General features: G+C 66.5%; 13 protein-coding genes and 1 tRNA gene. 7 read left to right on the forward strand and 7 right to left on the reverse strand.

The window, feature by feature from the left end:
* Nucleotides 1-6: 6 nt before the first annotated feature.
* The 7 genes from coaE to hpnC form a co-directional block, all read right to left on the reverse strand.
* On the reverse strand, nucleotides 7-612 hold the full coding sequence (gene coaE / locus ACG00X_RS00710; protein WP_394485946.1) for a dephospho-CoA kinase: 606 nt from the start codon (nucleotides 610-612) through the stop codon (nucleotides 7-9).
* Nucleotides 609-1,553 (reverse strand): prepilin peptidase, encoded by a 945-nt coding sequence (locus tag ACG00X_RS00715; protein WP_394485948.1) that lies wholly within the window; start codon nucleotides 1,551-1,553, stop codon nucleotides 609-611. The genes coaE and ACG00X_RS00715 overlap by 4 nt, the downstream gene beginning before the upstream one ends.
* 66 nt (nucleotides 1,554-1,619) lie before the next feature.
* A complete protein-coding gene (locus ACG00X_RS00720) occupies nucleotides 1,620-2,843 on the reverse strand; it encodes a type II secretion system F family protein (RefSeq protein ID WP_394485950.1) in 1,224 nt (407 codons plus the stop codon).
* 18 nt (nucleotides 2,844-2,861) lie between these two features.
* Nucleotides 2,862-4,532, reverse strand: coding sequence for a type IV-A pilus assembly ATPase PilB (pilB, locus tag ACG00X_RS00725; protein ID WP_394486354.1), 1,671 nt, complete (start codon nucleotides 4,530-4,532; stop codon nucleotides 2,862-2,864).
* Between the two features lie 342 nt (nucleotides 4,533-4,874).
* The gene (hpnE, locus tag ACG00X_RS00730; RefSeq protein WP_394485952.1) at nucleotides 4,875-6,164 is read right to left on the reverse strand and encodes a hydroxysqualene dehydroxylase HpnE; all 1,290 of its coding nucleotides are present in this window, start codon (nucleotides 6,162-6,164) and stop codon (nucleotides 4,875-4,877) included.
* 88 nt (nucleotides 6,165-6,252) lie between these two features.
* Entirely contained in the window at nucleotides 6,253-7,098 is an 846-nt protein-coding gene (hpnD, locus tag ACG00X_RS00735) for a presqualene diphosphate synthase HpnD (protein WP_394485954.1), read from the reverse strand.
* Nucleotides 7,095-7,919: a squalene synthase HpnC gene (gene hpnC, locus ACG00X_RS00740; protein WP_394485956.1), complete on the reverse strand. Its 825-nt coding sequence runs from the start codon at nucleotides 7,917-7,919 to the stop codon at nucleotides 7,095-7,097. The genes hpnD and hpnC overlap by 4 nt, the downstream gene beginning before the upstream one ends.
* A 142-nt stretch (nucleotides 7,920-8,061) precedes the next feature.
* Between hpnC and ACG00X_RS00745 the strand changes: the two genes are divergently transcribed.
* From ACG00X_RS00745 to lon, 7 genes are all read left to right on the forward strand, one after another.
* A complete protein-coding gene (locus ACG00X_RS00745) occupies nucleotides 8,062-9,198 on the forward strand; it encodes an efflux RND transporter periplasmic adaptor subunit (RefSeq protein ID WP_394485958.1) in 1,137 nt (378 codons plus the stop codon).
* A 13-nt stretch (nucleotides 9,199-9,211) separates the two neighbouring features.
* The gene (locus ACG00X_RS00750) at nucleotides 9,212-12,394 is read left to right on the forward strand and encodes an efflux RND transporter permease subunit (RefSeq protein WP_394485960.1); all 3,183 of its coding nucleotides are present in this window, start codon (nucleotides 9,212-9,214) and stop codon (nucleotides 12,392-12,394) included.
* A 272-nt stretch (nucleotides 12,395-12,666) separates the two neighbouring features.
* Nucleotides 12,667-12,753: transfer RNA gene (locus ACG00X_RS00755), tRNA-Leu, on the forward strand.
* A 31-nt stretch (nucleotides 12,754-12,784) separates the two neighbouring features.
* Nucleotides 12,785-14,098, forward strand: a complete 1,314-nt coding sequence (gene tig, locus ACG00X_RS00760) for a trigger factor (protein WP_394485962.1) — start codon at nucleotides 12,785-12,787, stop codon at nucleotides 14,096-14,098.
* 111 nt (nucleotides 14,099-14,209) lie between these two features.
* Nucleotides 14,210-14,818 (forward strand): ATP-dependent Clp endopeptidase proteolytic subunit ClpP, encoded by a 609-nt coding sequence (clpP, locus tag ACG00X_RS00765; RefSeq protein WP_394485964.1) that lies wholly within the window; start codon nucleotides 14,210-14,212, stop codon nucleotides 14,816-14,818.
* 139 nt (nucleotides 14,819-14,957) lie between these two features.
* The gene (gene clpX, locus ACG00X_RS00770; protein WP_394485966.1) at nucleotides 14,958-16,229 is read left to right on the forward strand and encodes an ATP-dependent Clp protease ATP-binding subunit ClpX; all 1,272 of its coding nucleotides are present in this window, start codon (nucleotides 14,958-14,960) and stop codon (nucleotides 16,227-16,229) included.
* Between the two features lie 59 nt (nucleotides 16,230-16,288).
* Nucleotides 16,289-18,703 (forward strand): endopeptidase La, encoded by a 2,415-nt coding sequence (lon, locus tag ACG00X_RS00775; protein ID WP_394485968.1) that lies wholly within the window; start codon nucleotides 16,289-16,291, stop codon nucleotides 18,701-18,703.
* Nucleotides 18,704-18,791: the final 88 nt, after the last annotated feature.

Genomic DNA, 18,791 nt, shown 5'->3' on the forward strand with positions numbered 1-18,791 from the left:
CTTCAGTCAGGGCGGTGACATTCTTTCACACCCCCAGCGTTCAGCCAGCTTGACGACCTCGTTTCTGAGCGCTTCAAGCCCGATCCCATCATTCATCAGCACCACGTCCGCCGCTGCTCGGCGCGCTTCGCGGCTGGTTTGTGCCGCGAGCGCACCTTCAACGCGCTCGCGGGACCAGCCTGATCGTTGCATGACGCGCGTGATTTGCGTGTCAGCCGAGCAATCGACGACCAGGACGCGCGCGACCCTTGCTCGCCAGCGCCCGGACTCGACAAGCAACGGCACATCGAAGGCCACCAGCGGCGCGGTGGCTGCCTCGGCCTGCGTCAGTGCGACCGCCGTGATCTGAGGATGCAGGATGGACTCCAGCCGGCGCTTGGCGGTTGAGTCGGTGAAGGCGAGGGCGCGCATCCGGTCGCGGTTCATGGCGCCGTCCTCGGCAACGAAGTCGGCACCAAAGGCCTGCTCGATGGCTGCCATGGCGCCGCCGCCCGGGCCGGTCAGGGTTCGCGCAATCGCGTCCGTGTCGATGATGGTGGCGCCCGCTTCGCGCAGGAAACCAGCAACCGTGCTCTTGCCGGAACCGATGCCGCCGGTCAGGCCTATCCTCATGCCACCCAGCCGAGCCAGGAGAGCACCGTCTCCCGTCCTGCGAACAGCACCACCAGCCCGCCGCCGGCCAGGAAGGGGCCAAACGGCACGTAGCGCCCTTCGCGCAGGCTCGAGGTCACCTTCATCAACAGCCCAACGACGGCTCCCACGGCGGAGGCGCCCAGCACCACCGGCAGCAGCATCTGCCAACCCAGCCATGCGCCCAGAGCCGCCAGCAGCTTGAAGTCGCCGGGCGCCATGCCGATCTGACCGCGCAACCGCTCGTACACGGTGGCGATGCTCCACAACGACAGATAGCCTGCGATCGCACCGATGACGGAGCTCTGCAGCGAGACAGGCGTCCAGCCGATCAGCGAGGCGAGTACGCCCGCCCATAGCAAAGGCTGGTTGATGCTGTCCGGCAGCAGCGTGGTGTCCCAGTCGATCATGGCCAGGGCAATGAGGGCTGCGACGAAGCCGCACCACGCCAACGTGGCGGGTTGCTCGCCGAAGCGCCACGAGAGGGCGGCAAAAGCCAGTCCGGTCGTGAGCTCCACGAGCGGATAGCGCGCGGAGATCGGTGCCTTGCAGGCAGCGCATTTGCCGCCGAGGCACAGCCAGCCGATGAGCGGCAGGTTTTCGTGCCAGCGCAGCTGGTGGCCGCAGCGGGGGCAGCGCGAGCGCGGCGCGGCAATGCCAAAGGGTGCCAGCGACTCGATCTTCGTACCGTAGTCATCGACCGCCTTGGCCAGCTTGTCAGCCTCAACCTGCGGCACCTGCGCGACTCGCGCCATCGCCGCGGCATCGGTCAGTTGGGCCGCCGACTCATGCAGCCACTGGCGCTCCAGCATCAGCGGCAGCCGATGGATGACGACGTTCAGAAAACTGCCGATGCACAGGCCGAAAACCCCGAGCACCCAGGGAGAGAGCCAAAAAGACCAGTCGATGGAAGCAGGGGGCATGGTGGGCAGCGAAGAAAAGATGCGGGCAGCAATCTACCCGCATTTGGCGGCCTCGCCGCGCTGGCGTCAGACGACCTGGCCGAGCTTGAAGATGGGCATGTACATCGCCACGACGATGCCGCCGATCAGCACGCCGAGAATGACGATGATGAAGGGCTCCATCAGGCTGGACAGCGCCTTGACGGCCTCGTCCACCTCGTCCTCATAGAACTCCGCCGCCTTGGCCAGCATGTGGTCCAGCGAGCCCGACTCCTCACCAATGGACGCCATCTGCAGCACCATCGTCGGGAAGATGCCTGCCGTCTGCATACAGGTCGTCAATGACGAGCCCGAGGACACGTCGCGCTGGATCTGCTCGGTGGCTTCCTGGAAGACGGCATTGCCGGAAGCACCGCCTACGGAATCCAGGGCTTCGACCAGCGGAACGCCCGCAGCGAACATCGTCGACAGCGTGCGCGTCCAGCGTGCGACGGCGGACTTGTACATGAGATCGCCGAACACCGGCACCTTCAGCAGGAGGCGATCCATGCGCTTTTGCATGGGCACCGAGCGCTTCCAGCTCTGGATGAAGAAGTAGACGCCACCACCGATGCTGAGGAAGATCAGCCACCAATAGGCGACGAAGAACTCCGACATGTTGATGACCACCACGGTCGGCGCCGGCAGATCGGCACCGAAGGACTGGAAGACATCTTTGAACGCCGGCACCACGAAGATCATGATGACCGCGACGACGATGAACGCGACCGTCAGCACGGCGATCGGGTAGGTCAGCGCGGATCTGATCTTGTTCTTGATGGCGACCGTCTTTTCCTGGTAGAGCGCCAGCCGGTCCAGCAGAGCTTCCAGAATACCGCCGGCCTCACCGGCCTCGACCAGGTTGCAGTACAGCGCATCGAAATACATCGGATGCTTGCGGAAGGCCGATGACAGGCTGGTACCGGTTTCGACATCCTGGCGGATGTCGTTGAGCAGGCGTGTCAGGCGTGGGTTGGTCGCGCCGCGCGCCACGATGTCGAAGGCCTGCATCAACGGCACGCCGGCCCGCATCATCGTCGCCAACTGCCGCGTGAAGACGGCGATGTCCTTCTGCTTGATGGCGGTGCCGCCACTGACCCGGCGCTTCTTGACCTTGCTGACCAGAATGCCTTGTCGCCGCAGCGTGGCACTGACCATGGCCTCGCCGCCAGCGCGCAGTTCGCCCTTGACGATCTTGCCGTGGCGATCCTTGCCTTCCCATTCGAAGACAAAGTCCTTGACGCCCTTGGCTGTGGCTGCGGCAGTGGCCATGCTTCTCTTGCAACTTTCTTATTCGTTGGTGGCGGACAGGACTTCTTCCAGCGTCGTGGTGCCGTTGCGAACCTTGACGAGCCCAGACTGACGCAGATCACGCACTCCGTCTTTCTGCGCCTGCGCGGCGATGTCCATCGCCGTACCTTGGGCCAGGATGATGCGCTGGATTTCTTCCGTGATGGGCATCACTTGGTAAAGGCCAAGACGTCCGCGGTAACCGTTTGTGCAACTGCCGCAACCCACGGCGCGATAAGGCTTCCAGTTGCCGTCGAAGTCTGTCTCGGCGAAGCCGGCTTTCAGCATTGCGTCGCGTGGATAGTCGGCCGGCGCCTTGCAGCTCTCGCAGAGGCGGCGCACCAGACGCTGGGCTGTGATCAACAGCACGCTGGATGCAATGTTGAACGGCGCGACGCCCATGTTCAGCAGCCGGGTCAGTGTCTTCGGCGCATCGTTCGTGTGCAGCGTCGACATGACCATGTGGCCGGTCTGGGCGGCCTTGATGGCGATGTCTGCGGTCTCCAGGTCGCGAATTTCACCGACCATGATGATGTCGGGATCCTGGCGCAGGAAGGACTTCAGGGCCGCCGAGAAGTTCAGGCCCGCCTTGTCATTCACGTTGACCTGGTTGATGCCTGGCAGGTTGATTTCGGCCGGGTCCTCGACGGTGGAGATGTTGACGCCGGGCTGGTTGAGGATGTTCAGGCAGGTGTAGAGCGACACCGTCTTGCCGGAGCCGGTCGGGCCGGTCACGAGCACCATGCCGTAGGGCCGGTAGATGGCTGCCAGCAAGCGATCTTTTTCGATCTTCTCGTAGCCCAGTGCGTCGATGCCCAGCTTGGCCGATGAGGAGTCCAGGATACGGATGACGATTTTTTCGCCGAACAGCGTGGGCAGCGTGCTCACGCGGAAGTCGATGGACTTGGTGCCGAACTTCAGCTTCATCCGGCCGTCTTGCGGGACGCGCCGCTCGGCGATGTCGAGCCGGGAGATGACCTTGATCCGCGACGACAGCTTGTCCTTGATGGCGATCGGCGGCTGCGTGATCTCGCGCAGTTCACCGTCGACACGGAAGCGGACACGGTAGTGGAACTCGTAGGGTTCGAAGTGCAGGTCGGATGCGCGCAGGTTGATCGCATCGACGAGCATCTTCTGCAGGAAGCGCACGACTGGCGCGTCTTCGACGTCAGCGAGTTCGGCGGCGGCCTCGGGCTGAGCCGACGAATCATCTTCAGCGATGTCGAAATCGATATCGCCGCCAGCGATGCTTTCCAGGGCTTCTGCGGTCGTGGCGGCCGAGCCAGCCAGCATCTTCGCCAGCTTGTCGTGTTCGACGATCACCCATTCGGGCTGCAGCTGGGTTGCAAACTTGATGCGCTCGATGACCTCGAGGTCGGTCGGGTCGGCGCCGCCAACGAACAGACGGCTGCCGCGCCGCGAGAGCGCGACGACCTGATATTGCAGCGCGAGTTTGCCGTCGATAACGTCCTTTGGCATCCGTTGCGGATCCATTGCGGACAAATCAAGCAAAGGCAGAGCCAGCGCGCTGGACAGCGTGTGCGCGAGATCAAACGGACTGACCTGGCCGCTGGCGATCAATGTATTGACGAAGCTCGCCTTTTTCTCGCGCGCCTGACGCACCAAATCTTCGGCGGCCTTGGCCTGCAGTTTGCCGGCATGCACCAACATGCGTGCAACGCCTGACAGAGAGGACTGAGCTGGCTCGGCGAGCGGTGTTTCCACGGGGGTGGAGTCGGGGTCGACTGAGGAGGAGGTTGATCGATTGTGCCAGCGAGCCGTAAGGGCTCATGGGGGCACGCCGCCGTGATAACAGCAATTTACAGTCTTGCAATGTGACGTGCGTCTCGCTGCGTCGGTTCTTGCCTAGTCTGGAGCGCCGGCCCCGGCAGGTGGCGGCGCGCGGCCGAGGCGGGGGAGGAGGCTCCGCGACGGGGCCAGTGCCCGCGCCATGGGCGCTTGCCCGGCGCTGCGCACGTTCGCAGTTCCCGCGTGCCTCGCCAGATATCCGCGCTAAGCCCGGGGCGAGCTCGTCGGCGAGCCGCTGGTGGCCGGGTTCGCCCCGGCGACACCCTGAGCGGCGGCGCGGCCGGCGCGTACCGCGCCCTCCAGCGTGGCGGGGTAGGGGCCATCGACATAGTCCCCGGCCGCCCACAGCCCGGGCGCGATGAAGGCAGGCGGGCGGCGCAAGCCCGGTGTGCAGGCGAAGGTGGCGCGTTTCTCGGTCAGCACCTTGTCGATGACCGGTGGCGTGGCCCAGCGCAGCTCGCGCAGCGCCTGGGCCAGCACGGCCTCGCCGCAATCGCCGCGCGCCACCCACGGCGCGGCGCCGCTGACGACGAAGGCGAAGCGGCCCGGGGCACCGCCGAGCGCGCCCTGGTCGAAGGCGAACTGGGCCGGCGCGTCCGGGCCCTCGCGCAGCGCCAGCATGGGCGACGGCAGCGCACTCCCGGTGCTGTGCAGGTAGACCGTGACGATGGGCTCGAAGCCCAGGCCCTGCGCGGTGGCCGACCAGGCCGGCGCGATGTCGGCCGCCAGCCGGGCGGCCTCGACGCTGGTGCAGGCGAGCACGACGGCGTCGAAGGCTTCGCTGCCTTTGTCGCCATGCACCCGCCAGCCGGGTTCCAGGCGCTGCACCCGCTGGCCCAGCCGCAACCGCGGCCCCAGCCAGGCGGCGGCCGGCCCGGCCAGCAGGTCGGACAGCGGCCGTTTGGGCAGCAGCAAGTCGGCACTGCCGGCGCCGCTGAACAGCGCGTCCTTCAGCACGCGCAGGAACACGCGGGCGCTGGCCTGCGGTGCGGGCGTGTTGAGCGCGGCCACGCATAGCGGCTCGATGAGATCGCGCTTCACTTCGTGGGGCAGCGCGGCGCACAGCGCGGCGACGCTCAGGCCCGCGTCGCAGCGAAAGCCGCGCAGCAGCCAGCCGCCGGCCGCTGCGAGCAGCCCCAGCCGCGCGCGCAGCGGCCAGCCGGCGTGGCCCAGCACGCCGCGCGTGAAGGCCACGAGCGGTGCGCCGGGCGGCAGCCGCAGCCCGGGCTCGCCGGGGTAGGGCAGGGCCAGTGGCAGGCGCTGCAACACCAGGTCCGGGTCGACGCCCAGGCGGCGCATCAGCGCGAGGCTGTCGCGATAGGCGCCGATGAGGATGTGCTGGCCGTTGTCGTAGTCGGGCCGGCCCGCGACGCTGCGCGCCCGCCCGCCGAGCTGCGGCGCCATCTCGAACACGACGACCTCATGCCCCGCGTCCACCAGGCTGACGGCGGTAGCAATGCCCGCCCAGCCGCCGCCCACCACGGCGACTTTCACGACCGGGTGGCTCCCGCAGACGTGGCCTTGCCAGGCGCCGAACGACCAGGCCGCTGGCCTTGGCGCGGCGAAGCAGGCAGGGAGCGGGTCATTTCTTCCAGTTCGTCTTCATCGCGATCCAGAGCTTGCGCAGCGGCGTCAGCGAGATGCGCTGGTGCAGCACCTGGAAGTTCTCACGCTCGATCTCCACGAGCAGGGCGCGGTAGATGTTGGCCATCATCAGCCCCGGCTTCTGCGCGGCGCGGTCGGCGGGGGGTAGCAGCGCCAGTGCCTCGTCGTAGAGGCGATGGGCGCGTTCGGCCTGGAAGGTCATCAGCGCCGTGAAGCGCTCCGAATAGCCCCAGGGCTGGGTGCGCAGCAGGATCTCGTTGGCCTTGACGCCGAACTGCTGCAGTTCATTCACGGGCAGGTAGATGCGGCCGCGTCGCGCGTCGTCGCCGACATCGCGAATGATGTTGGTCAGCTGCATGGCCTGGCCCAGCTTGTGGGCGAACTCGACCGTCTGCGGCTGCGTGCGCCCGAAGATGCCGCTGGCCACCTCGCCGACGACGCCAGCCACCAGGTGGCAGTAGCGCTGAAGGCCGGCGTAGTCGAGGTAGCGGGTCTGCTGCAGGTCCATCTCGCAGCCCTCGATGACGGCCAGCAGGTGCTCCAGCCGGATGTCGTAGGCCTGCACGTGGGGCATCAGCGCCTTCATGGCCGGGTGGCTGGGCTGGCCGGCGAAGGCGCTGGTCGCCTCCTTGCGCCACCAGGCCAGCTTGGTGGCGGCGACGCCGGCATCCTGCGTCTCGTCGACGACGTCGTCGACCTCGCGGCAGAACGCGTAGAAGGCCGTGATGGCCGCGCGGCGGGGCGGCGGCAAAAACAGGAAGGCGTAGTAGAAGCTCGAACCGCTGGCGGCGGCCTTCTCCTGGACGTATTGCTCGGGACTCATGATGTGGCGCGCATTGTCAGCGCACGCCAGGCCAGCCGGGGAAGATCCCATGGCTTGATGGCCGGTCGGCGCAACAGGCTGTCGTGGCCGCCGGCGGCGATCTTGTCCAGGATGAGCAGGCCGCCCTGCACCACCAGGCGCAACTCCCAGCCGGCGCGGCCCTTGAGTTGCAGCGCCAGCGGGGCGCCTTCGCGCATCAGCGCGCGGGCCCAGCCGCACAGGTCGGCGATCAGCGCGCGCGCGGCCGGGCTGTCACGCCGGGCCAGCACGTCGTCGGCGCTCACGCCGTGGCGATCGAGGTCGGCCTGCGGTACGTAGAGCCGGCCGTTGGGGCCGTCGCGGGTGAAGTCCTGCCAGAAGTTGATGAGTTGCAGCGCCGAGCAGACGGCGTCGGAGCGGCGCAGTGCGTCGGCGTCAGCCACGTCGTACAGCCCCAGCAGCAGCCGGCCGACCGGGTTGGCGGAGCGGCGGCAGTAGTCCAGCAGCTGGGCGCGGTCGCCGTAGCGCGGCGGCGCCAGGTCCTGCTCGAAGGCGTCCAGCAGGTCGTGCAGCAGCGCCGGTTGCAGGCGATGCAGCTCGCGCGCCAATGGCGTGAACACGGCGGCCCAGCGCGGCGACGCCGGCCGGCCGGCGACCGTGGCGGTCAGGTCGGCGCGGTAGTCGTGCAGCGCCTGGCGCCGGACCTCGGTGCTGGCGTCGCCTTCATCGGCCAGGTCGTCGGCGGTGCGCGCGAAGTGGTAGATCGCCACCACCGCCGGCCGCAACGCGGGCGGGCACAGCAGCGAGGCGACGGGAAAGTTTTCGTAGTGATCGACGCTCAAGCTCTTTCTCAACTTCGGCTTGCAAAGCAGGGGTGTAACAGCAAAATTTGACGAGGTTTGACAGCGTTTGCGTGCACTGAATACATTACTGACCCGCCGGTCATTAGAGCTTTGGCCGCCGTCACATCTTGCCGAGGTCTGCATGCCCCTTCTTTCGCGTCTCGCGTCGCCGCTGTTGCTGGCGACCCTGCTTCCGGCGTTGCTGTCGGGATGTGGCAAGCAGCCCGCAGCGCCCGAGCCCGAGCGCGCGGTGCGCACCCAGGTGGTGACGGCCGGCACGGCCGGGGCCAGCCAGGAGTATGCGGCCGAGGTGAAGGCGCGCATCGAGTCGCGGTTGTCGTTCCGCGTCGGCGGCAAGCTGGCGACCCGTGAGGTCAATCTGGGCGACGCCGTGAAGCGCGGGCAGGTGCTGGCCCGCCTGGACGCGCAGGACCTCAAGCTCGCCCAGGCTGCGGCGCTCGCGGCCGTGGCTGCCGCACGAACCAACCGTGACCAGACGGCCGCCGACTACCGCCGCTACGTGGACCTGCAGCGCCAGGGTTTCATCAGCATGGCCGAGCTGGAGCGGCGCGATTCGGCCTTCAAGGCGGCCCAGGCGCAGCTGGACCAGGCCAAGGCGCAGGCCGACGTGCAGGTCAACCAGTCCGGCTATTCGCAGCTGATGGCCGATGGGCCGGGCGTCGTCACCGGCGTCAACGCGGAGCCCGGCCAGGTGCTGGCCGCCGGCAGCCCGGTTGTCACGGTGGCGATGGACGGGCCGCGCGATGTCGTGTTCTCCGTGCCCGAGGACCAGATCGCCCGCGTGCGTGCCGCTGCTGCGCGACCCGGCGCGCTGAAGATGCGGCTGTGGGGTGGCGCCGAGCTGCACCCGCTGACGCTGCGTGAGGTGGCGGCGGCGACAGACCCTGTCACGCGCACCTTCCTTGTCAAGGCCGACGCCGGCAAGCTGGCGGTGCAATTGGGCCAGTCGGCCACGGTGGTGCTGGACCTGCCGTCGCAGCCCGGCGTCGTCAAACTGCCGCTGGCGTCGGTGATGCAGCAAGCGGGCAAGACATCGGTCTGGGTGCTCGACACCGCGGCCATGACGGTGAAGCCGGTGCCGGTGCAGGTGGGCGGGGCCGATGGCAACGAGGTCGTCATTGCCGGCGGGTTGCAGCCTGGCCAGGAGGTCGTCGTGGCCGGCGTGCATGTGCTGACGCCGGGGCAGAAGGTCAAGCGCTATGTGCCGCCTCGCACGACCGGGGCTCAGCCCGCCGCTGCGTCCGCTGCTTCGCGCTGAACCGGGGGCGCGCATGAACATCCCGCCGAACAAGGCCGCCGTGGGCGAAGGCTTCAATGTGTCTCGCTGGGCGCTCGAGCACCCGGCGCTGACGCGCTACCTGATGGTCGTGCTGATGCTGATGGGCTTTGCCGCCTATTTCCAGCTCGGGCAGGACGAGGACCCGCCGTTCACGTTCCGCGTCATGGTCGTTCAGGCCTACTGGCCCGGCGCGACGGCCGAGCAGATGGCCGACCAGGTCACCGACAAGATCGAGAAGACGCTGCAGGAGGTGAACTACGCGGACAAGATCCGCTCGTCCGCCAAGCCCGGCGAGTCCATCACCGTCTTCCAGCTCAAGGACAGCACGCCGCCCAAGGAGGTGGCCGACATCTGGTATCAGGTGCGCAAGAAGGTGGGCGACATGCGTGCCACCTTGCCGCAAGGGGTGCAGGGCCCGTTCTTCAACGACGAGTTCGGCGACGTCTATGGATCCATCTATGCGCTGTCGGCCGATGGCTTCAGCCGCGAGGAGTTGCGCGAGCACGCCGATCGCGTGCGCCAGGCGCTGCTGCAGGTCAGGGATGTGGCCAAGGTCGAGATCTTCGGCATCCAGCCGGAGAAGCTGTTCGTCGAGATCCCGCAGCGACGGCTGGCCCAGCTGGGCCTGGACTTCAACCAGGTGATCAACCAGATCGGCGCGCAGAACGCCGTCGAGGGCGCCGGCGTGCTGAATGCGGGCAGCGCGAACTTCCAGATCCGTGTGCAGGGCCAGTTCATGTCGGCGCAGGCCTTGGCCGACGTGCCCATCCGCGCCGTGAACCCGCAGACCGGCGTGGCCAGCCAGATGCGCCTGGGTGATATCGCCGACATCCGCCGCGGCTATGTCGATCCGCCGACCACCCAGGTGCGCTTCCAGGGCAAGGAGGTGCTGGCGTTGGGGGTGTCGATGGCCAAGGGGGGCGACATCATCGCCATGGGCAAGGCGCTCGGCGTGGCGGCCGAGGCCATCGGCCGCGACTTGCCGGCCGGCATCCAGCTCGACCAGATCCAGGACCAGCCCAAGGCGGTGACCACCTCCGTCGGCGAGTTCGTGCACGTGCTCATCGAGGCGGTCGTCATCGTGCTGCTGGTCAGCTTCCTGTCGCTGGGCCTGCACACGCGGCCGCTGCGTGTGGACATCTGGCCGGGCCTGGTCGTGGCCATCACCATCCCGCTGGTGCTGGCCATCACCTTCGTGACGATGTTCTATTGGGGCGTGGGCCTGCACAAGATCTCGCTGGGCTCGCTGATCATCGCGCTGGGCCTGCTGGTGGACGACGCCATCATTGCCGTCGAGATGATGGTGCGCAAGCTCGAAGAGGGCTACGACAAGATGCATGCCGCCACCTTCGCCTACGACGTGACGGCCATGCCCATGCTGACGGGCACGTTGATCACGGCGGTCGGCTTCCTGCCCATCGGGCTGGCCAAGTCGATGACGGGTGAATACACCTTCGCGATCTTCGCCGTGACCGCCGCGGCGCTGGTGATCTCCTGGGTGGTATCCGTCTATTTCGTGCCCTATCTCGGGGCTCTGCTCCTCAAGACGCGGCCGAGCGCCGGTGGTGAGGCCCACGAGCTGTTCGACACGCCGTTCTACAACCGCTTTCGCGTGCTGGTGCGCTGGTGCGTGGAGAACCGCTGGAAGACCATCGCGCTCACGCTGCTGGTGTTCGGGCTGGGCCTGTTCGGCATGACGCGCGTGCAGCAGCAGTTCTTCCCGGACTCGAGCCGGCCCGAGATCCTCGTCGACCTCACGCTGCCCGAAGGCTCGACGATCCAGGAGACCGAGGCGCTGGCCCGCCGCTTCGAGGCCCGCATGCTCACCGAGCCGGGCATGGCCACCGTGACGAGCTGGGTCGGCTCCGGCGTGCCGCGCTTCTATCTGCCGCTGGACAACATCTTCCCGGCGTCGAACGTCACGCAGTCCATCCTGCTGCCCAAGGGGCTGGCGGAGCGCGAAGCGCTGCGCCAGCGCCTGCCTGCACTGCTGGCCGAGGAGTTCCCCGAGGCGCGTGGCCGGGTCAAGCTGCTGCCCAATGGGCCGCCCGTGTCTTACCCCGTGCAGTTCCGCGTCGCGGGTGTGGATCCGAAGGTGGTTCGCGAATGGGCCGACAAGGCCAAGGACATCCTGCGAGCCAGCCCCAACATGCGCGGGGTCAACGACAACTGGAACGAGAACATCAAGACGCTGCGGCTCAACATCGACCAGGACAAGGCCCGGGCGCTGGGCGTGTCGAGCCAGGCGTTGGCCCAGTCGGTGCGCACGCTGCTGTCGGGCACCGTCATCGGCCAGTACCGCGAGGCGGACAAGCTCATCGACATCGTGCTGCGCCAGCCGGCGGATGAGCGCGCCGTCATCACCGATATCGGCAATGCCTATGTCCCGTCGTCGACGGGCCGCGCCATCCCGCTGACGCAGATCGCCAAGATCGACTTCGCATGGGAGCCGGGCGTTCTGTGGCGCGAGGGCCGGCTGTATGCCGTCACCGTGCAGGGCGACGTGGCCGAGGGCTTGCAGGGCGCGACGGTGACCAAGGAGGTCTGGCCGCAGCTCGAGGCGCTGCAGCGCCAGATGCCCAGCGGCTACGGCATCCAGATCGCTGGCGCGGTGGAGGAGAGCAGCAAGGGCCAGGGCTCCATCGCGGCCGGCGTTCCGATCATGTTGTTCATCACCTTCACGCTGCTGATGCTGCAACTGCAGAGCTTCAGCCGCGCCATGCTCGTCTTCCTGACCGGTCCGCTGGGCATCGCCGGCGTGGCCATGGCACTGCTGCTGCTCAACCGGCCGTTCGGCTTCGTGGCGCTGCTGGGTGTCATCGCGCTGATGGGCATGATCATGCGCAATTCGGTCATCCTGATCGACCAGATCGAGCAGGACCGCGCCCGCGGCGTGCCGGACTGGTCGGCCATCGTCGAGTCGGCGGTGCGGCGCTTCCGGCCCATCGTGCTGACGGCTGCGGCGGCCGTGCTGGCCATGATTCCGCTGTCGCGCAGCGTGTTCTGGGGACCCATGGCGGTGGCCATCATGGGCGGCCTCGTCGTGGCGACCGTGCTCACGCTGCTGGCCTTGCCCGCCATGTACGCGGCCTGGTTCCGCGTCGCGCGGCCCAAAGAGGACGGGCACAGCCGCATGCACAGCCATCTGCCCAGCGATTTGCCCGACAACGCGTGAAGCTGGAGCATTTCGGGCCGAGTGCTGGGCCGCTCCCGAGCCGGCCCATCTGAAGCCGTTTGCGGCTCAATGCCGCAAACGGCTTTGTCCCCGCGGGGGACCGACCGGGCTGGCCCGCGTTCAGCGGCGACAGACCGTGCGAGGGGCTCACATTGCCTAGGGTTTTGCCGCCCCGCGCACCGGGGCGGCCGGCAAGCCGCGCAGCATCGCTACAATCGCCGGTTTGCCGAATCGCCTACGGGGCAGCGCTGAAGCTGTCCAACCCAAGAATTGCGCGGGTGGCGAAATTGGTAGACGCACCAGGTTTAGGTCCTGACGCCTTCACGGGCGTGCCGGTTCGAGTCCGGCCCCGCGCACCACTACTGTCCTTCAACTGTTCCCGAGTCCATCATGGCCGTCACCGTCGAAACCCTCGAAAAGCTGGAACGCCGCATCACCCTGCACGTGGCGGCCGCTGACATCAACAGCGAAGTCGAAGCCCGTCTGAAGAAGCTGGCCCGTACCGTCAAGGCCGATGGCTTCCGCCCCGGCAAGGTGCCGATGAACGTCGTGGCCCAGCGCTACGGCTACTCGGTGCAGTACGAAGTCGTCAACGACAAGCTCGGCGCCGCCTTCAACAACGCCGCCAACGAAGCCCAACTGCGCGTGGCCGGCATGCCGCGCATCGAGCAGAAGGACGAAGCGCCCGAAGGCCAGATGGCCTTCGACGCCACCTTCGAGATCTACCCCGACGTGAAGATCGGTGATCTGGCCGCCGCTGAAGTCGAGCGCATCGCCAGTGACGTGACCGAAGAAGCCATCGACAAGACCGTCGAGATCCTGCGCAAGCAGCGCCGCAGCTTCGCCCAGCGTGCCGCCGCCGACGTGGCCCAGGCCGGTGACCGCGTCACGATCGACTTCGAAGGCAAGATCGACGGCGAGCCCTTCCAGGGCGGCAAGGCCGAGGGCTTCCAGTTCCTGATCGGCGAAGGCCAGATGCTGGAGCAGTTCGACGCCGCCGTGCGTGGCATGAAGGCTGGTGAGTCCAAGACCTTCCCGCTGCAATTCCCCGAGGACTACCACGGCAAGGACGTGGCCGGCAAGGAAGCGGACTTCCTCGTCACCGTCAAGAAGATCGAGGCGCAGCACCTGCCCGAAGTGAACGAGGCGTTCGCCAAGTCGCTGGGCATCAAGGACGCGACGGTCGAAGCCCTGCGCGCCGACATCAAGAAGAACCTCGAGCGCGAGGTGAAGTTCCGCGTGCTGGCTCGCAACAAGGGCGCCGTGATGGACGCGCTGGTCGCCGTGGCCGAGCTGGACGTTCCCAACGCGCTGGTGCTGGGCGAAGCCGAACGCATGGTCGGCCAGGCCCGTGAGGACCTGAAGAAGCGCGGCGTCAAGGATGCCGACAAGGCCGAGATCCCCGCCGACATCTTCAAGCCGCAGGCCGAGCGTCGCGTGCGCCTGGGTCTGGTCGTCGCCGAGCTGGTGCGCGCTAACAACCTGCAGGCCAAGCCGGCCCAGCTGCAGGCTCACATCGAAGAGCTGTCGCAGAGCTACGAGAAGCCGGCCGAAGTGCTGCGCTGGTACCTGAGCGACCGCGAGCGCATGGCGGAAGTCGAGGCGGTCGTCGTCGAGAACAACGTCACCGAGTTCGTGCTGTCCAAGGCCAAGGTGACCGACAAGGCCCTGCCGTTCGACGAACTGATGGCTGCCGGCAACTGAGAGCCCACAAGCCGAAAAAGGCGCCGCGCCGCGAGGCCCGGCGCCTTCTTTCTTGCGTGGCCATAATTCGCCCCCATAACAGCCCTTACCGCTTTGTCTTCAAGGATTTGAATGAGCGCGCTTGAAACCAGCAATCTGGGCATGGTGCCCATGGTCATCGAACAGTCGGGGCGCGGCGAACGTGCCTACGACATCTACTCGCGCCTGCTGCGCGAGCGCATCATCTTTCTGGTGGGGCCGGTCAACGACGCGGTGGCCAACCTCGTCGTCGCCCAGCTGCTGTTCCTCGAGAGCGAGAACCCCGACAAGGAAATTTCGCTCTACATCAACAGCCCGGGCGGCAGCGTCTCGGCGGGCATGTCGATCTTCGACACGATGAACTTCATCAAGCCCGAGGTCTCGACGCTGTGCATGGGCATGGCCGCGAGCATGGGCGCCTTCCTGCTGGCCGCCGGCGCCAAGGGCAAGCGTTTCTCGCTGCCCAATGCCAAGGTGATGATTCACCAGCCGCTGGGCGGCGCCCAGGGCCAGGCCACGGATATTGAAATCCATGCGCGTGAAATCCTGAAGACACGCGAGGCCTTGAACCGCATCCTGGCCGAGCGCACCGGCCAGACGCTGGAGAAAATTCAGTCCGACACCGAGCGTGACTATTTCATGTCTGCGGCCGAAGCCCAGGGCTACGGCCTGATCGACCAGGTGCTGGAGCACCGGCCCTGAGTCCCCTGGGGGCTGGCAACGGCCCCCGGATTCGCAGCGAAATCGGGGCCCTTATCCCTACGAGGGCCCCGAGATCGTTTGGACTATCATCATTCGAGGCATCCCGCCCCGATCCCTCAAGTTCTATCGAGCAGTTCTCATGGCCGACAAAAAAGGCACCTCCAGCGAGAAAGTTCTGTACTGCTCCTTCTGCGGCAAGAGCCAGCACGAGGTCAAGAAGCTGATCGCCGGGCCGTCCGTCTTCATCTGCGACGAGTGCATCGAGCTGTGCAACGACATCGTCCGTGACGAGATCCCCGCGCCCGCACCGGCCGCCCGCGCCGGCAAGTCCGACCTGCCGGTGCCCAGCGAGATCAAGGCCAGCCTCGATCAATACGTCATCGGCCAGGACGTCGCCAAGCGCACGCTGGCCGTGGCGGTCTACAACCACTACAAGCGCCTGCGCCACATGGCGACGGCCAAGGAATCGGTGGAGCTGTCCAAGAGCAACATCCTGCTCATCGGCCCCACCGGCTCCGGCAAGACGCTGCTGGCGCAGACGCTCGCGCGTCTGCTGAATGTGCCGTTCGTGATCGCCGATGCGACGACGCTGACCGAGGCCGGCTACGTCGGCGAGGACGTCGAAAACATCATCCAGAAGCTGCTGCAGAACTGCAATTACGACGTCGAGCGTGCGCAGCGCGGCATCGTCTACATCGACGAGATCGACAAGATCTCGCGCAAGGCCGACAACCCGTCCATCACGCGCGACGTGTCCGGCGAAGGCGTGCAGCAGGCGCTGCTCAAGCTCGTCGAAGGCACGATGGCGTCGGTGCCCCCGCAGGGCGGCCGCAAGCACCCCAACCAGGACTTCCTGCAGATCGACACGACCAACATCCTGTTCATCTGCGGCGGCGCGTTCGATGGCCTGGAGAAGGTCATCCAGAACCGCAGCGAGAAGTCCGGCATTGGCTTCGGCGCGACCGTGAAGAGCAAGTCCGACCGAAAGGTCGGCGAGGTCTTCCGCGAGTGCGAGCCCGAGGACATCATCAAGTTCGGCCTGATTCCCGAACTCGTCGGTCGCCTGCCTGTCGTTGCGACGCTGGGCGAGTTGACCGAGGACGCGCTGATCCAGATCCTGACCGAGCCCAAGAACGCGCTGGTCAAGCAGTACCAGCAGCTGTTCGAGATGGACGGCGTCGAGCTCGAAATCCGCAAGCCGGCGCTGGCCGCCATCGCCCGCAAGGCCCTGGCCCGCAAGACCGGCGCTCGGGGGCTGCGTTCCATCATGGAGCAGGCGCTCATCGACACCATGTTCGACCTGCCCGCGCTGGACGGCGTCGAAAAGGTCGTGCTGGACGAGCACAACATCGAGGACGCAGCGGCACGCCCCTTGCTGGTCTATCGCGAGCAAGCCAAGGCCAGCGCCTGAGCCCTCAACTTGCAATCGTCCCCTCAGGCCTGATATCGGCCTGAGAAAGAGAGGTCTTCATGTCCGGACACCCCATCCTCCCCGCCGACCCGATCACGCTGCCGCTGTTGCCGCTGCGTGACGTGGTCGTGTTCCCGCACATGGTCATTCCGCTGTTCGTCGGGCGTCCCAAGTCCATCAAGGCGCTGGAAGCCGCGATGGAAGCCGGCCGCCAGATCATGCTGGTCGCCCAGAAGGCTGCCGGCAAGGACGAGCCCAAGCCCGAGGACATGTTCGAGGTCGGCTGCGTCTCCAGCATCCTGCAGATGCTGAAGCTGCCCGACGGCACCGTGAAGGTGCTGGTCGAAGGCCTGCAGCGTGCCACCACGCAGTCCATCACCGAGCCGGGCGAGCACTTCGTTGCCGAGGTGACGCCCATCCCGCCTGAAACCGAGCATGCGCCCGAAGTCGAGGCCCTGCGCCGCGCCGTCACGCAGCAGTTCGATCAGTACGTCAAGCTCAACAAGAAGATCCCGCCCGAGATCCTCACGTCCATCGGCGGCATCGACGATCCGGGCCGCCTGGCGGACACCATCGCCGCCCATCTGCCGCTCAAGCTCGACGCCAAGCAGGCCGTGCTGGACCTGGCCGATGTCGCCAAGCGCCTGGAAAAGCTGCTGGACCTGCTGGAGCATGAGGTCGACATCCTGCAGGTCGAAAAGCGCATCCGTGGCCGCGTCAAGCGCCAGATGGAGAAGAGCCAGCGCGAGTACTACCTGAACGAGCAGGTCAAGGCCATCCAGAAGGAGCTCGGCGACGGCGAAGACGGCGCCGACATGGAGGAGCTCGAGAAGAAGATCCTCGCTGCCAAGATGCCCAAGGAGGCGCGCAAGAAGGCCGACGCCGAGCTGAAGAAGCTCAAGCTGATGTCGCCGATGTCCGCCGAGGCGACGGTGGTGCGCAATTACATCGACACGCTGGTCAACCTGCCCTGGAGCAAGAAGACCAAGATCAAGCACGACCTCAAGAACGCCGAGGACGTGCTGAACGAAGACCACTATGGCCTCGAGAAGGTCAAGGACCGCATCCTCGAATATCTCGCGGTGCAACAGCGCGTCGACAAGGTCAAGGCGCCCATCCTGTGCCTGGTTGGCCCCCCAGGCGTCGGCAAGACCTCGCTGGGCCAGAGCGTTGCGCGCGCCACGGGCCGCAAGTTCGTTCGCATGGCGTTGGGCGGCGTGCGTGACGAGGCCGAGATCCGCGGCCATCGCCGCACCTACATCGGCTCCATGCCGGGCAAGGTGCTGCAGTCGCTGACCAAGGTGGGCACGCGCAACCCGTTGTTCCTGCTCGACGAGATCGACAAGCTGGGCATGGACTTCCGCGGCGACCCGTCGTCGGCGCTGCTGGAAGTGCTGGACCCCGAGCAGAACCACACCTTCGGTGACCACTACATCGAGGTCGACTTCGACCTGTCCGATGTGATGTTCGTCGCCACGTCCAACTCGATGAACATCCCGCCGGCCCTGCTGGACCGGATGGAAGTCATCCGCCTGTCGGGCTACACCGAGGACGAGAAGGTCAACATCGCCCAGACCTACCTGCTGCCTAAGCAACGCAAGAACAATGGCGTGCTGAACGAGGAGCTGGAAGTCACCGAGTCGGCCATCCGCGGCGTGATCCGCTACTACACGCGGGAAGCCGGCGTGCGTTCGCTCGAGCGCGAGATGTCCAAGATCTGCCGCAAGGTGGTCAAGGGTATCCAGCTGAAGTCGTACGAAGGCAAGGTGGTCGTCACGGAGGAGAACCTCCACGACTTCCTGGGCGTTCGCAAGTACGACTTCGGTCGTGCCGAGAAGAAGAACCAGGTCGGCCAGGTGGTTGGCCTCGCGTGGACCGAAGTGGGCGGCGATCTGCTGACCATCGAGGCGACCGCGATGCCGGGCAAGGGCAACATCATCCGCACCGGCTCGCTGGGCGACGTGATGAAGGAATCCGTCGAAGCGGCCCGCACCGTGGTGCGCTCGCGCGCCCGCCGCCTGGGCATCAAGGACGAAGTCTTCGAGAAGCGCGATGTGCACGTGCACGTGCCCGACGGCGCGACGCCCAAGGATGGCCCGAGCGCGGGTGCCGCGATGACCACGGCCTTCGTGTCTGCGCTGACCGGCATCCCGGTGCGCGCCGACGTGGCGATGACCGGCGAGATCACGTTGCGCGGCGAAGTCACTGCCATCGGTGGCCTGAAAGAGAAGCTGCTCGCGGCTCACCGCGGCGGCATCAAGACCGTGATGATCCCGGAAGAGAACGTCAAGGACTTGCAGGACATTCCGGAGAACGTGAAGAACCAGCTCGAGATCGTGCCCGTGCGCTGGATCGAACGTGTGTTGGAGGTCGCTCTCGAGTCCGTGCCGACGCCACTGCCGGACGAGGAAGTCCCCGTCGCGGCGGCCAAGCCGGATGATGGTGCAGCCAAGAGCACGGTGGTGCCGCACTGAAGAAATTGCATTTATCTTGTCATCCGGCCAAAAACTGGATTACAATGCCAGCTTCGCTAGATCGCAGAGAGTGATTGAAACGGCCTAG

It is taken from the genome of Pelomonas nitida (assembly GCF_043555975.1).
Lineage (GTDB): Bacteria > Pseudomonadota > Gammaproteobacteria > Burkholderiales > Burkholderiaceae_C > Pelomonas > Pelomonas nitida.